Annotated in this window: 15 protein-coding genes; 1 reads left to right on the top strand and 14 read right to left on the bottom strand. The window is 45.4% G+C overall.

The features are described from left to right. Positions 1 to 45: 45 nt before the first annotated feature. From K0O23_RS07010 to K0O23_RS06995, 4 genes are all read right to left on the bottom strand, one after another. Entirely contained in the window at positions 46 to 480 is a 435-nt protein-coding gene (locus K0O23_RS07010; RefSeq protein ID WP_219876691.1) for a hypothetical protein, read from the bottom strand. Between the two features lie 34 nt (positions 481 to 514). Next, positions 515 to 952 (bottom strand): hypothetical protein, encoded by a 438-nt coding sequence (locus tag K0O23_RS07005; protein ID WP_219876690.1) that lies wholly within the window; start codon positions 950 to 952, stop codon positions 515 to 517. An 88-nt stretch (positions 953 to 1,040) separates the two neighbouring features. Further along, positions 1,041 to 2,057, bottom strand: coding sequence for a UDP-N-acetylmuramate dehydrogenase (gene murB / locus K0O23_RS07000; protein WP_219876689.1), 1,017 nt, complete (start codon positions 2,055 to 2,057; stop codon positions 1,041 to 1,043). 191 nt (positions 2,058 to 2,248) lie between these two features. Then, positions 2,249 to 4,009 carry a sodium:solute symporter family protein gene (locus K0O23_RS06995; protein WP_219876688.1) on the bottom strand — a complete coding sequence of 587 codons (1,761 nt, stop codon included), beginning with the start codon at positions 4,007 to 4,009 and terminating at the stop codon, positions 2,249 to 2,251. Positions 4,010 to 4,253: 244 nt separating this feature from the next. Between K0O23_RS06995 and K0O23_RS06990 the strand changes: the two genes are divergently transcribed. Then, positions 4,254 to 5,432, top strand: coding sequence for a THUMP domain-containing class I SAM-dependent RNA methyltransferase (locus tag K0O23_RS06990; RefSeq protein WP_219876687.1), 1,179 nt, complete (start codon positions 4,254 to 4,256; stop codon positions 5,430 to 5,432). 295 nt (positions 5,433 to 5,727) lie between these two features. Here the strand turns inward: K0O23_RS06990 and K0O23_RS06985 are convergent, their stop codons facing one another. The 10 genes from K0O23_RS06985 to K0O23_RS06940 all read right to left on the bottom strand — a co-directional run bounded on the left by K0O23_RS06985 (position 5,728) and on the right by K0O23_RS06940 (position 15,004). Next, complete coding sequence (locus tag K0O23_RS06985) at positions 5,728 to 6,570, bottom strand: 1,4-dihydroxy-2-naphthoyl-CoA synthase (RefSeq protein ID WP_219876686.1); 843 nt, start codon at positions 6,568 to 6,570, stop codon at positions 5,728 to 5,730. A gap of 488 nt (positions 6,571 to 7,058) precedes the next feature. Then, positions 7,059 to 7,442 carry a DUF3037 domain-containing protein gene (locus K0O23_RS06980; RefSeq protein WP_219876685.1) on the bottom strand — a complete coding sequence of 128 codons (384 nt, stop codon included), beginning with the start codon at positions 7,440 to 7,442 and terminating at the stop codon, positions 7,059 to 7,061. Then, positions 7,432 to 8,220: a HipA family kinase gene (locus K0O23_RS06975; protein ID WP_219876684.1), complete on the bottom strand. Its 789-nt coding sequence runs from the start codon at positions 8,218 to 8,220 to the stop codon at positions 7,432 to 7,434. Before K0O23_RS06975 ends, K0O23_RS06980 begins: the two co-directional genes overlap by 11 nt. Positions 8,221 to 8,287: 67 nt before the next feature. After that, positions 8,288 to 8,629, bottom strand: coding sequence for a zinc ribbon domain-containing protein YjdM (locus tag K0O23_RS06970; RefSeq protein ID WP_219876683.1), 342 nt, complete (start codon positions 8,627 to 8,629; stop codon positions 8,288 to 8,290). 102 nt (positions 8,630 to 8,731) lie between these two features. Continuing rightward, a complete protein-coding gene (locus tag K0O23_RS06965) occupies positions 8,732 to 9,169 on the bottom strand; it encodes a PH domain-containing protein (protein ID WP_219876682.1) in 438 nt (145 codons plus the stop codon). Between the two features lie 88 nt (positions 9,170 to 9,257). After that, positions 9,258 to 9,623 carry a DUF2200 domain-containing protein gene (locus K0O23_RS06960; protein ID WP_219876681.1) on the bottom strand — a complete coding sequence of 122 codons (366 nt, stop codon included), beginning with the start codon at positions 9,621 to 9,623 and terminating at the stop codon, positions 9,258 to 9,260. 107 nt (positions 9,624 to 9,730) lie between these two features. Next, positions 9,731 to 10,375 (bottom strand): hypothetical protein, encoded by a 645-nt coding sequence (locus K0O23_RS06955; RefSeq protein ID WP_219876680.1) that lies wholly within the window; start codon positions 10,373 to 10,375, stop codon positions 9,731 to 9,733. A gap of 189 nt (positions 10,376 to 10,564) precedes the next feature. Then, positions 10,565 to 11,869 (bottom strand): UDP-N-acetylglucosamine 1-carboxyvinyltransferase, encoded by a 1,305-nt coding sequence (murA, locus tag K0O23_RS06950; RefSeq protein ID WP_219876679.1) that lies wholly within the window; start codon positions 11,867 to 11,869, stop codon positions 10,565 to 10,567. 5 nt (positions 11,870 to 11,874) lie between these two features. Beyond that, positions 11,875 to 12,546: a DUF4290 domain-containing protein gene (locus K0O23_RS06945; RefSeq protein ID WP_219876678.1), complete on the bottom strand. Its 672-nt coding sequence runs from the start codon at positions 12,544 to 12,546 to the stop codon at positions 11,875 to 11,877. 208 nt (positions 12,547 to 12,754) lie between these two features. Then, the gene (locus K0O23_RS06940) at positions 12,755 to 15,004 is read right to left on the bottom strand and encodes an ATP-dependent helicase (protein ID WP_219876677.1); all 2,250 of its coding nucleotides are present in this window, start codon (positions 15,002 to 15,004) and stop codon (positions 12,755 to 12,757) included. Positions 15,005 to 15,038 lie beyond the last annotated feature (34 nt).

Raw genomic sequence — 15,038 nt, 5'->3', positions numbered from 1 at the left:
GCTATAAAAAGAGAAAGGGCTCCTGATCAAGGAGCCTTTTCTGTTTTAGTTAAGTTTAAACCTTTCCTCAAGTATATACTCATCTCCGTCAAATTCAATGGTGTACTCAATATATAACTCTTGTGCATCCAGCTTATTAACGGTAAGTGGAAACTCATCAGATGTGCCTTTATTAAGAAGTATAGTTTTTTCATTATTCGCAAACTCCCATTTCCCGGGTGAAGAGGAGCCGTCGTAAGTCTCCGTAAAATTACCATTCTTCTCAAACCTGAGGCTATACTTTGTCATATCATACCCATCCTCTGCAAATTCATTTGTAAGGTTTTGGCCTGCATAATAAATGCCGAAGCCTTTCCAGGTACCCGCAGTAAGGAAGTCGGTATTTGTTGGAGCCGGATCTTCGTCTTTGTCTTTGTCGCAACTGGTAAAAGCTACGGTTAGCAAGAGAAGCAGTAACGGAAGTAGTCTGGATTTAGGCATAATACTATACTTAAAATGATTTAAATGTAAGTGCTTACTTCACAAACATAACTTCGGCGTTAAACTGCACTCCCTGAAACGGAATCTTTGATGTCATGTCCAGGTTATTCTCTGTAAGTGTTTTAATGTCAACCTCACCGTAAAGCTCAAAGGTCATTTTTGTCTCGTCTTCGTTAAAGCTCCAGTTACCAGACTGTGTCTGTTCGCCCATGCTGGTAGTAAACCGTGCATTGTAAGTCCCGTCTTTCTCAAACTTAAGGCGTACGGTCTTTATCTGGCCGATCTGCCCGGTTACTTCTGGCCTGTTCGAAACATCGATGCCATTTACCTGTACCTGGTCGCCTTTCCACTCATTGGCCACCAGTAAATCGGTTTTAGTTACAGGCCCCGGATCATCGTCTTTGCCGCATCCGGCAAAAAAGGTAAGTGTTAGGAGGGCAAAAAATAAAGTGTATAGTTCTTTTCTTATCATAGCTGCAAAAGATTAAATATCCTTTTATATCGTAGCTATGCAGATAAGGTTTAGGCTATATAAGCTAATTTTTATACTTTATTTTAAATTATAGGATGTTTACTTCGGGGTGCAACCTGATACCGAATTTATCTTCTACAGAATCAATGATATCGAAGGCCAGTTGACGTACCTGTTCGCCTTTGGCACCGCCATAGTTTACAAGTACCAGCGCCTGGTTTTTGTGTACGCCGTAGTTGTCAATTACTTTGCCTTTCCAGCCGCATTGCTCAATCAGCCAGCCAGCCGGTACTTTAACAGTGGTGTCAGATACCGGGTAAGAAGGGATGCCGGGGAACTGTGCCTTCAGGTTTTCGAATTGCTTTAGCGGGATCTCCGGGTTTTTAAAAAAGCTGCCGGCATTGCCTATCTCTTTTGGGTTGGGCAATTTGGTACTGCGGATATGGCAAACGGCTGCGCTTATATCTTGTATTGTTGGCTGCTGCACCTGCATCTCCTGCAGCGTGGTTTGGATGGCTCCGTAACTTGTATTTAGCCTGTGCTCTTTGTTTAGTTTAAAGGTAACGGCTGTTACAACATACCTGCCCTTTAGTTTATTCTTAAATACGCTTTCGCGGTAGCCAAACTGGCAGGTGTCATTGTCAAAAGTATGGATTTCGCCGGTTGCCAGTTCTACAGCTTCCAGTTCATGAAATACATCTTTTAACTCTACCCCATAAGCTCCGATGTTTTGCAGTGGGGCAGCACCCACCGAACCAGGTATAAGCGATAGGTTCTCCAGGCCACCCAGGTTATGCTCTAAAGTATAAAGTACAAAGTCGTGCCATACTTCGCCACTGCCGGCCTTCACATAAACATGCTCATTGTCATGGCGCAGCACCTCAATGCCTTTTATCTCATTGCGCATTACCACGCCATCGAAGTCTTTGGTGAAGAGCACATTGCTGCCACCGCCCAATACCAGCTTCTCTTCCTGCTGTAGCTCCGGCATCTGTAACACCTCCTGCAATTCCTGCACAGTGCTAAACTGCACAAAAAGTTTTGCCTTTATATCAATGCCAAAGGTATTATAAGCCTTAAGAGAATAATCGGACTGCAGTTTCATAAGCGGTAATTTTACTAGCAAAGGTAATGAATTGAGTTAAATAGTTAGACCACAGATTAAAGGGATTAAACTGATTAAGTATGATTCAGCACTGCCTCAAATTACGCTATTGCTAATTCTGCGGCAGAATTTAAAATCTATAAAATCAATCAAATCCCTTTAATCTGTGGTCTACCTTTCTACCTCAAAAATCAGTCCTGGAAAAAGTTGATGCGTTTGGAAGTATAAACCATTGTGAAACCAGCCACTAAAGCAAAAACAAGCCACATGGCAAAACGGGTATAGTTCTGGAAGATCAGGTCGCCGATAAGGAACAGGGTAGAGTATACCATCACTGCTGCCGAAATCCAGCCAATAAGCAGGTGAAACACCTTTGTTTTAGGTTTTGGCAAATCCAGTGACTTACGTACTGGTGCCCAGGCGCCGTCTGGCTGGATCTTCTCGTAAAACGCATGCAGTTTTGCCATCGGCGTAGGGCGGGTGATGTAGGTTGCTACGATCCAGGCTACTGTCGTAAAGCCAACCGTAAGGAAGAAGCTGTTTGGGAACTCCCAACCCATTACGTAACGTGCCACGCCATACCCGATAAACGGCGCAATGGTAGCCACAATCTCGCTCCAGGCGTTAATGCGCCACCAGTACCATCTAAGTATAAGTACCAAACCCAAACCAGCACCGGCCTCCATAATAAATACCCAAACTGCTGAAATAGAAGTGATTTGGGTAGTTACAGCCAGTGAAACGATCATAAGCAAGACAGTTGTAATACGCGAAGCCATTACCAACTGCTTCTGGTTTGCCTCTTTGTTGATGAAGCGGCCATAAAAGTCGTTGATAATGTAACTGGCACCCCAGTTAAGTTGTGTTGATACTGTACTCATGTAAGCGGCGAAAAAAGCCACCAGCAGCAAACCTTTGAGGCCAGCTGGAAGGAAGTCTTTCATGGCCATTACATAGCCTAATTTTTTGTCGGCAGCAGAAAGATCAGGATATAAAACAACCGCGCAAAGCGCCACAATGATCCACGGCCACGGACGAATGCAGTAATGGCCTATCTGGAAGAAAAGCGTAGCATACAGGGCATGTTTCTCGTTTTTGGTACTCATCATGCGTTGGGCAATATAACCGCCGCCGCCAGGCTCGTTACCCGGATACCAGCTGGCCCACCACTGCACTGTAGTAAACGCCAGAAAAGCTCCCAGCGAAAGCGTAAGCGATTTAGCCACTCCCGAAGCTGTTGCCTCTCCGGAGCTTATACTTGGAAAATAGTCCAGAGACCAGCTTGGCAGTTTTGTTTTCAATCCAGAAATGCCTCCTATCTGTTCTGAGTTTACAACCAGTATGGCCAGTATGATACAGCCTGTCATGGCAATCACAAACTGCACCACGTCGGTAATCGCAACGCCCAGTAATCCGGAAAGCGAAGAATAGGTAACCACAACCAGCATGGCAATAGCTACATAAAACAGCTGCTCCGACTTCGGCACTTCAAAGAATACTTCGATTATGGACATCAGGGCCACGTTTACCCAGCCAATGATCAAACTGTTCATAAAAATGCCGAGGTAAATTGCCCTGAAACCACGTAGAAAAGAGGCTGGCTTGCCGGAATAACGCATTTCGATAAACTCCAGATCGGTGATGATACCGGCACGGCGCCATAGCTTGGCAAAGAAGAAAGTGGTTAGCAAACCGCCCAACAACATGTTCCACCAGAGCCAGTTACCGGATATACCGCTCTGGGCAACCAGTTCGGTAACAGCAAGCGGGGTGTCGGCGGCAAACGTAGTAGCCACCATAGAGGTGCCTGCAACCCACCAGGTCAGATTCCGGCCTCCCAGAAAGTAGTTGGCCAAACTGCCGCTTGCCTTACCAGTATAACTTATACCAATGCCTAAAATCAGGATGCCGAAAACGGCCATTACAATCCAGTCGATTACGTCGAGATGCATGTTGGGTATTTAAAAGGGTGATAGTTGCCAGACCTTGCCGGTTTAAGTATAAAAGCCTGCATTAAAAAGCGTAAATTAAGAAAAGGAAATATAAATTACGAATTACTAATCAGTAATTACAAATCTTTAAAAAAGCAGCTTGTGCTTAGAATGCTTTAAAACCTCGTATTCCTAAATTCTAACTCATAATTCGTGATTCGTAATTCCTTTAAGCTATTTTTGCATTCAGAATTTAGTAAATGGTATGGCTAAGCAGAAACACAACGAAAACTTTAACATTATTGCAACCACCCTGTCTGGTTTAGAAGAGGTATTAGCAGCAGAGCTCCGCGACCTGGATATGGAGTATATTAAAGTTGGCAACCGTGCTGTGAGCTGCTCAGGTAATCTGCGTCAGTTGTACGAGGCTAATCTGTGGTGCCGCACCGCCATCCGTATACTTAAGCCTATTAAAAACTTTAAGGCCCGTGATGAGAAAGACCTGTACGAGCAGGTGCAAAAAATAAACTGGGCCGATATTTTCGACCTGGAACAAACCTTTGCCATTGATGCCGTTGTAAGTCACTCTACCTTTGAGCACTCGCTGTTTGTGGCCCAGCTTACCAAAGATGCCATTGTAGACCAGTTCCGTAAGAAAACTGGCGAACGGCCTTCCGTAGACAGGATCAGGCCAGACTTCAGGATTAACCTGCACATGCATGAGAACATGGTTACTTTGTCGCTGGATTCGTCGGGTGACTCGCTGCACCGCCGCGGTTATCGTTTGCAAACCAACGTTGCGCCGCTAAATGAGGTGTTGGCTGCGGGAATTGTCGCGCTTTCTGGCTGGGATAAAAAATCTACCTTTATAGACCCCATGTGTGGATCGGGTACTTTTTTGATAGAGGCAGCCATGATGGCCCAGAACATGGCACCCGGCCTGTTCCGCCGCGACCCGTTTGGGTTTGAGAACTGGAAAGACTACAACGAACAGCTGTTTGAAATGGTCTGGAATACCGCTGAAGCCAAAGAAAGAAAAACGCCACAGGCCGAGATCATCGGTTACGACATAGACCCTGATTACATTGAGGCTGCACGAACCAACATTGCAAATGCCGGCCTGCAGGACGTTATCAAAATAGAGGAAGCTAACTTTTTTGAGACAAATGCTCCAGCAGAGCAGGGCGTTTTGGTAATGAACCCGCCTTACAACGAGCGCATTCAGTCCGATGACATCAACCTGCTATACAAAAACATTGGCGACACCTTAAAGAATAACTACCAGGGCTTTGATGCCTTTGTATTTACTGGTAACCTGGAAGCAGCCAAAAGTATAGGACTGCGTACCTCACGCCGTACCCCGCTTTACAATGGCCCAATAGATTGCCGCCTGCTAAAGTATGAATTGTACCGAGGTTCACGCAGGAGTGGGGGAGAGGAGTAGCCTCAACAGGGTCCACAACCACCCCTAACCCCTCCTTGTCTAAGGCGGGGAATTTTACTTACTGTTTCTTCTGCCATCACAGTAGTAGCAACTTTCTCTTTTTTGTCATCCTGTTAAGGATCTTAGTAGAAGGGAGGTTAAGCTTTAGCAACATTTAATAAAGTAATAGCAGGCTCCCCGCCTCAGACAAGGAGGGGCAGGGGTGGTTAGATTCCACACCCTGCAGCCAATAAATCAAAAAACAAAAGCCTGCCACATTACTGCAACAGGCCTCTGCTTATACTTTATTCTTGAGTTAAGATATCCAGGGGATATTCTTAAAGTCTGGCTTGCGTTTCTCCAGGAAAGCGTTTCTGCCTTCTTTTGCTTCTTCGGTCATATAGGCAAGGCGGGTAGCTTCGCCGGCAAATACCTGTTGGCCAACCATTCCGTCGTCGGTCAGGTTAAATGCAAATTTCAGCATTTTGATTGATGTCGGAGATTTTGCCAATATCTCCTGAGCCCATTCGTAAGCAGTATCTTCTAATTCGTCGTGAGGTATAACAGCGTTTACCATACCCATGTCGTAAGCCTCTTGTGCTGAGTAGTTTCTTCCCAGGAAGAAAATCTCACGGGCACGTTTCTGGCCTACCATTTTAGCCAGGTATGCAGAGCCATACCCACCGTCAAAGCTGGTAACATCGGCATCGGTTTGCTTGAATATTGCGTGCTCTTTGCTGGCTAATGTCAGGTCGCAGACAACATGTAGACTGTGGCCGCCACCTACTGCCCAACCCGGTACTACGGCAATCACTACCTTCGGCATGAAGCGTATCAGGCGCTGTACTTCCAGTATGTTCAGGCGCGGGGTCCCAGACTCATCTACATATCCCTGGAAGCCACGCGCATTCTGGTCGCCGCCGCTGCAGAAAGAGTAAACGCCATCTTTCGTGGAGGGGCCTTCCGCAGAAAGCAACACTACACCTATCGAGTGATCCTCACGGGCATCCAGAAAGGCATCAAATAGTTCGAATACGGTTTTGGGCCTGAACGCATTGCGCACGTTAGGTCGGTTGAAAGCGATACGTGCAACGCCGCCTGCTTTTTTATAGGTTATATCCTCGTAATCCTTAACGGTTTTCCAGTCTATTTTGCTCATAACTTTATATTTGATGCAAGTTAGCCTTTTCTATACTTTGGCTCAAATGGTTTTTGGATTAAGTAAATTCAATTGTCTTGAACCTTAGCTTGAGGAAGCCAATACTTTAAGCTATCGGATTAAATAGGGAAGAGTGGCAGTTGGACTAACTAAAACGCTGATACTGTCAGAATGCAAAAGACCTCGCGGCGTCTTTACGACCCGCGAGTGTCTGGGGCTACGGAGCAGGAGCCTATGCAATCTAGACACTCGCGGGACCTCCGGACACCGCGAGGTCTTTTGGTTAGATAAGCTAGAAAGCGAGTTAGTAAATTTCAGATCAGGTTTGGAACAAGAAAGTCCGGAACAACAACTATAGTGATGCTTGAACCACGTTGCTGCAAAAGCGAGTCCGGAGACTCGCACACACTTGGCGGCACCAGTTGGATGCTGGCGCCAGTGGATAATTAAAAATTTCCCCTCCTGTTTTTAGGAGGGGGAAGGGGAGGTCACAACACCAATTGGGTGTACAAATGGTTCAGCATATCTGGGGCATCGGTGCACAAGCCAGGGTGAACAGCTGAGGTTTGCACTACGGTGCTGCGTGCAGCTGTCAGCCACCGGAAACGCTCTGCAATGGATAGTTGCCCGATAGGGCCACCTTCGGAACGACCTTTGCAGATGCGCTCAAAAGCCTGAAGCCTTTCCCTGAGTTCTTCGAGGTCCAGATCCTTGCAAAAAGCCAGCAGACGTTCTTCGTTCAGTTCATAAACGGTGTGCAGAAAACCCAGGCTGCGGCAGTAAAGTATAACACCCACGTTCACAAACTCCTCACGCTCAACACGAGGTACTACGCGTATTACAGCATACTCAAACAAGTGCTTATCTTGCATCTTGAGCTCCTTTCACAAAAACTTCTGAGTTAGCTATTCTATGATCCAAAAATGTGGCGTATGCCTGGCGGTGTTCTTCTGCAGAACTAAACGGAGATTCTCCGCCTGTCAGCCATTCATCCGGAATTAAAGCCACAATTGCCTGAATGCGCTCAGGGGTAAGTATAGCTTTGGACTCCTTGTTTACAGTTTCCATTGCTGTGGCTTTTGGCAGCAGCACATGGTCTTTTATTTGTGCAAATGGGCGTTTGGCCTGCTCTTGCCAATTGTCCCAGTTATGATGGAAGTATAAAGACGCGCCATGGTCAATTAACCACAGTTCCTTCTTCCACATCAGCATGTTGGTGTTGCGGCAGGTACGGTCTACATTCATGATCAGGCCATCGAGCCATACTATCTGCGAGGCAAGTCGGGCATCCACGTCGTTTACCAAAGCATCAAACGTAATGGCTCCTGAAAGGTAATGCAGTGCCAGGTTAAGACCTTCGCTGGCACGTAGCAGGTCTTGTATCTCTTCGTCGGGTTCGGTGCGGCCAAAGGCTTCGTCTAAGTTTACAAACACGATCTCGGGCACTCTAAAGCCCAGCAAGCGGGCAATCTCGCCGGAGATAAGTTCTGCAATCAAAGCTTTTATACCTTGCCCTGCACCTCTGAATTTAAGCACATACAGAAACTCATCGTCGGCCTCTACAAGAGCGGGCAGCGAACCGCCTTCGCGCAGCGGAGTTACGTAGCGTATCACGTCGACGGTTCTGAGTTCGGGTGGATTATACTTCATAAAAAGCTAATACGGGATTTATACTTTTAAGCACTAATGCTTGATATGTAGTGCAGTATCGGATGCATTATGCCTTTCTTACAAACTCAGACTTAAGTGCCATAGAGCCAAAGCCATCTATTTTGCAGTCAATGTTATGGTCTCCGTCTGTTAAGCGTATATTTTTAACTTTTGTCCCTGCCTTAACAGGTTTTGGAGCACCTTTTACGGGTAAATCTTTGATGACAACCACAGAATCTCCATCCTGAAGCTGATTTCCGTTAGCATCTATTACCTTCAATCCGGCCTCTGCTTCCACTTCATTCGGGTTCCACTCGTTTCCGCACTCAGGGCAAGCGTAAGTATCTTTTCCCATAGCGTAACCATAAGGTGAATTACATTTTGGGCAATTTTTCATTTCTTCAGACATGGTGCTAAATTACTATTTTTGGTTGAATAGAAGGGGCTTATCCATGATGTGAGCGAGGCGCAGCAGAATACTGGCTCCTATAAGGTGTTGGGATTAAAGTATTTATTTGGCTACTTCAATGTCTTTATTTACAGCTAATAAATCATTTATAACTTCATTATTGCTTTCTGGTGCAATATAAATCTCATCAAATCGATTGTACTGAATTATCAAACCGTTTTTGGCTAGGGCTGGTTTAACTCCGACCCACATGGTTTGTCCACTTATGACCTTTTTGATTGTACTTATATCAATTTCACCTTTTAAAAATGCTGATTTATATCTCAGTTTCCCATTTTCTATTTTATAATAGGTATCTAAGTATATCCAGGTAAGTAAACTAATTGGAAGAATTGAAAGTGAAAATATTATCAGAAACAAAGTAGTGCCGGCTTCAGAAAATATGTCATTAGCTAAGGAAAGCACTAGAATTGGAGGAATCAATGCACCTAATAATAGATAAAGGATAAAACCTTTTTTCTTCGCTTTATAAATTTTCATAAGCAGTTAAACTTTATGACGGTTGGTACATAAAGGGAGAGACGTAACCAAAGCTTGTCTTATGTACATTGTTGTGAGGACTGATATTCTATGATGTTCGCAAAATCTTCTCCATTTTTCGCCCTTTCGCTAACTCATCCACTAACTTATCCAGGTACCTAACTTGTTGTGTTAATGGATTTGTAATTTCTTCCACCCGATAGCCGCATATTACACCCGTTATCAGATGGGCATTGTTATGTAAGGATGCGTTCTGAAAGAATTGCTCAAAGGTTACCTTCTTTTCTATAAGTTTTTGCAACATCGCTTCATCATAACCTGTCAGCCACTCGATTACCTGATGCAATTCTTCTTTCGTTCTGCCTTTTTTCTCAATTTTAGTAACATAGTGTGGATATACAGACGCAAATGTCATTTTTGCAATTCGTTCATCGTGTTCAGGTGTTGTATTCATTACTTAATTTCTATTGATTATTTTCACCTTGACTATAACGGACTTGTGCAGCCGAAGCCCGTAGCGTAGCAAGAGTTAAGGCTGAACTGGGTTGGGTAAAGTAATTTTTATTCTACTATACTTCTAAACATACCCTTTGACAGAAATTCTACATCATCCGTTTTATTCAAAGCTTTGATGAAGTACTCCCCATAAATGGTGTCGCCTTTTATATAACTGTTCTTGTTTAATGTAAGGCTGTCGTATTGGACAACAACTGCAGGCACTTCGTCAGTCATGCACCGTAGAGTATGCCCAAACCTGCCCTTGAATTTCCCATTGGTAACTATAAAACCAAAGTATGTCCCACCCACTAAATCCTTAGCTTCAAAGTTTAGTAACAATGTGTCATTTTTGACTTCACTACTGCTTAGGTGATAATAATCCGCTACGTACATGTCCCTGTTACTTATTTCGGCAAACTTGATAAAGGATTTGCTAAAGGCTTTCCTTTCAGCTATAGCTCTTCCGTATTCCGAAACTAATTTTGCATACTCATCTTGGTCTACCTGAAAGTTTGCTGAAACTCTTTCTCGCAGTTCTGGGTCTTCAATGGCTTTTATCTTTTGCGGACTTTGCAGGTTCTCTGGCTTTGGGCTTACTGTTAATTCTTTATATAAATCTCGGGAGCTTTTTTCAGAACAAGACAGTAACATAAGGAAAAGACAGGCTAACACCTGTAATAACATTCTTGTATGTTTAAGCTCTTTCAATTCTTAATACTTTTTATTTTACCCAACTAACGGTTAACAGGAGTACCTACTCCTACTATATACACTATGTATGGTATTATACTTCTGCCATACAATATACCCCTAAATATATACTTTTAAACCCAACAAAAAACAAAAAGAGCACCCTCAACAGGTGCTCTTTCTTAACATCAAGTATATGTTTATACTTTAGATTCTTCTTATCTGTGCGCCGATAGCATTTAAGCGGCCATCAATATTTTGGTAACCACGGTCAATCTGCTCAATGTTGTCAATAATGCTGGTGCCTTCGGCAGAAAGGGCTGCAATAAGCAGGGCTACACCGGCACGAATATCTGGTGAAGACATACGGATACCTCGTAAGGGCATCTGATTGTCCAAGCCAATAACGGTAGCACGGTGCGGATCGCAAAGTATGATCTGGGCACCCATGTCTATCAGTTTGTCCACGAAGAACAGGCGGCTCTCGAACATTTTCTGGTGTACCAGCACAGTGCCTTTGGCCTGCGTAGCCACAACTAAAGCTACACTCAGCAAATCTGGTGTTAAGCCTGGCCAGGTGTGGTCGGCAATATTCAGTATACTGCCGTCTATGTAGGTTTCTACCTGGTAATGGTCCTGAGCAGGTATGAAAATATCATCGCCACGAAATTCCATTTTAATGCCCAGGCTACGGAAAGTATCTGGTATCAAACCAAGCTCTGCTATCTGGCAATCTTTGATGGTGATCTCAGAACCCGTCATGGCGGCAAGGCCTATAAACGAACCGATCTCGATCATGTCCGGCAGCATACGGTGCTCAGTGCCGCCCAATTTATCTACACCCTCAATTACGAGCAGGTTTGAGCCTACACCGCTAATTTTGGCACCCATGCGGTTAAGCATGCGGCAAAGCTGCTGCACATAAGGCTCGCAGGCGGCATTGTAAATAGTGGTAGTACCCTCGGCAAGTACGGCAGCCATCAATATGTTGGCAGTACCGGTTACAGAGGCTTCGTCCAATAGCATGTAAGCGCCTTTTAAACGGTTTGCGTGTACGCCATAGAAGCTCTCTTCGGAGCTGTACTCAAACGTAGCACCCAGTTTCTCGAAACCGATAAAGTGCGTGTCTAGTCTGCGGCGGCCTATTTTGTCGCCACCTGGTTTAGGCATTTTGGCTTTACCGAAGCGGGCCAGCATCGGACCCACGATCATTACAGAACCACGGATGGCACGGCCCTGCTCTATAAATGCCTCCGTATCAAGGTAATCCAGGTTCACGTTATCAGCCTGGAAAGTATATGTGTCTGGTGCTTTGCGAGTAACTGTTACGCCAAGTCCTGCGAGTAGTTCTATCAGCTTATTTACATCCCTGATGTCCGGGATATTAGATATGGTAACAGGTTCTGCGGTAAGCAGAACAGCACACAATATCTGGAGTGCCTCGTTTTTTGCCCCTTGTGGGTAAATATCACCTTTAAGCTTGGTGCCACCTTTTACTTCGAATGAAGCCATTTATGCTATTTGTTTCTTTGATTGGAAGAGGATCTTTGAGGTTTGCGGCCACGGTTGTCGCCACCGCGGTTCTGCTGTTGGCTGCGCTGCTGTGTGTCCTGCTGCCTGCCGCCACCGCCAATGTTAGACTCGAACAGGTTGTTGTTCTCGATCAGGCTCTGGTCCAGGTTCAGCTTGCCCTTAGACAGTTGGCGTATATCGTTCATGATAATATCATCCGTGATACTGTCTTTGTTATAAGACCTGTAAAGGGTTTTCATCAGCTTTCCGATGGAGACAATAGCAGCTTCGCGCTCCTTCTCATCCTCCAGTTCAGTCGCTTTTTCTATCAGTAACTCCACATTTGTACCGTAGTGTTTAAAACGTGGTGTTTCGGTAGCATACTCCATGCGCTGCGGCTTATCGTTGAGGTACTCCATAGCGCTAAGCGGGTACGGAGAATCCACATCCAGGGTAGAGCCAGACATCACAAACAAGTGGTTCCAGAGCTTTTGCTGGTAGTCCTGTGTATCGCGTAGCTGCGGGTTTAGCTTGGCCATCAGGTTTATAAGTAACTGCGACAGGCGCGTGCGTTCCGAACGGTCTTCTACCTTAGAAATGTAGTTTACCAGGTCCTGCACATTGCGGCCGTATTCGCGCAGCAAAAGGTCTTGTTTAAATGATGTACTCGCTTCCATTATATCGTGTGTAAAGGGTCAAATTTAGAAATATATATGCACTTTGTGCAATGCCGAATTAAGAATTACGGTGAGTTTTCAATTTTGAATGAGTGACTGAGTGATTAAGTGAATATTTAATTTCAATTAACATACGTGATTCTATCAAAAGAAACAAAATTTAATCTACATTCACACATGCACTCATTCCCTCGTTCAAAATTCATACTTACTCATGAATCCGCAGCTTGGCAAAGCTTAGTAGCAGGGTTTTCTCGCCAACTTCATCAAAGTTGATAATAGCTTTTACGCTGTTACCCTGAGTATCCATTTTGGTAACTACGCCAAAACCGAATTTGGGGTGCTCTACTTTCATGCCGGCTGCCAATTTAGAGGTGTCGCTTGGTTTAAAATCGGCAGATGGGGTATAGGCTGTAGCTACCTGCTTGCGCTGTGGCGGCGCTATCAGGCTGCTGATGCTGCTTTTGCGCTCCAGCACTCTGTCAAAAATATTGCCACCGCCTGCACTTGAATCGCCATACTTAAAGTTAAGGTATTTCGGATCGATCTCGTCTAAAAAGCGGCTCTTTTCGCAGGCTCTCAGGTTACCCCACTGGTACCGGCTGGTGGCGTAAGTTAAGTATAGCTTTTTCTCGGCACGGGTAATGGCCACATAAAATAAACGGCGCTCTTCTTCCAGGTCGGCGCGGGAGTTCAGCATCATCTGGCTGGGGAAGAGGTTTTCCTCCATACCCACAATAAACACGTTCTTAAACTCTAGGCCCTTGGCCGAGTGTATGGTCATGAGGGTTACAAACTCCCCGTCGTCATCTGCTTTTGTGTCGGCATCGGTTATCAGGGCAATGTCCTGCAGGAAAGCATCCAGGCTCTTGTCTGCCTTCTCAGGGTCATCCACATACTCTTTAATACCATTCAGGAGCTCCTGTATGTTTTCGTAGCGGGCAAGGCCTTCCACGGTTTTATCCTGATACAGGTCATCTACAATACCAGAGTGCTTGGCTACGTGCTTGGCAACTTCAAAGGCATCTACGTTTGCAGCAATGCGTGCAAAGTCGCGGATCATAATCGAGAAATTCTCGATGGCCGTGCCCACGCGGTTACCTAAAAACTGGGCTGCGTTCTGTACCACTTCCCAAACACTATGGTTAGTTTCGGTAGCCGTTACAAAAATCTTTTGCTCGGTAGTTTCGCCAATGCCGCGCTTCGGGTAGTTGATTACACGTCGCAATGCCTGCTCATCGTTCGGGTTAACCGTCAGGCGCAGGTAGGCAATAAGATCTTTAATTTCTTTGCGCTGATAGAAAGACAAGCCACCGATGATCTTATACTTTATGTTCATGCGGCGCAGGGCTTCCTCCATGGCCCTGGACTGCGCGTTGGTACGGTAAAGTATGGCAAAGTCGTCGTAGGAGAGGTGGTTGTTCATCTTCTCCTCGAAAATGGTGGTAGCCACCAGCTTGCCTTCTTCATTATCCGAGTTGGCTTTTATTACCTCAATCAACGGACCTTGCTCGTTATCGGTAAAAACATCTTTGCGCAGCTGGGCAGTGTTGTTTTTGATTACCGAATTGGCAGCGTTTACGATGTTCTTGGTAGAGCGGTAGTTCTGCTCTAGTTTAAACACCTGCAGCTCCGGGTAGTCGCGCTCAAAGTTGAGGATGTTCTGGATATCAGCCCCACGGAAAGCATAGATAGACTGCGCATCATCACCCACCACCACAATATTGCGATTCTGGGCAGCCAGCTTTCTGGTTATTAGGTACTGCGAGTAGTTCGTGTCCTGATACTCATCCACCATCACAAACTTAAAGATGTTCTGGTACTTGTTCAGTGCGTCCGGGTGGTCTTTAAAGAGCACGTTGGTGTTAAACAGCAGGTCGTCGAAGTCCATGGCGCCGGCTTTAAAGCAGCGGTTCTGGTAGGTTTCGTAGATCTTGCCGATCTTGGGGCGCATGGCAGCTTCGTCGTCGGCCTGTATCACCGCGTCATTCACGTACTGTTTTACCGATATCAGCTTGTTTTTGGCAGCGGAAATACGGCCCAGCACCACATTTGGCTTATACAGCTTATCGTCCAGGTTCATCTCCTTCACGATATTGCGAATGAGTGTTTTGGAGTCGTCGGTATCGTAAATGGTAAAGCTTTTCGGGTAGCCAATTTTATCGGCCTCGGCGCGAAGTATGCGCGAGAACACCGAGTGGAACGTACCCATCCAGATATTTTTAGCCTCGTTGCCAATTACTTTCTCAATACGATGGCGCATTTCTTTGGCCGCCTTATTGGTAAAGGTAAGGGCCAATATGTTGAACGGATCTACTCCCAGGCTAATCAGGTGGGCGATCCGGTACGTTAAAACTCTTGTTTTTCCAGAGCCTGCACCCGCTATGATCATAGCCGGCCCTTCGGTGTGAAGCACTGCCGCGCGTTGCGACTCATTTAATAAACTGATATAATCCATTTCTTCTCTTCCGCGTGCGTCTTAAAATCTATGC

The organism is Pontibacter aydingkolensis (assembly GCF_019443125.1).
In the GTDB taxonomy this organism is placed as follows: Bacteria; Bacteroidota; Bacteroidia; order Cytophagales; family Hymenobacteraceae; genus Pontibacter; species Pontibacter aydingkolensis.
Note: the sequence above shows the minus strand (reverse complement) of the source record. Positions and strands in the feature narration are given on the sequence as shown.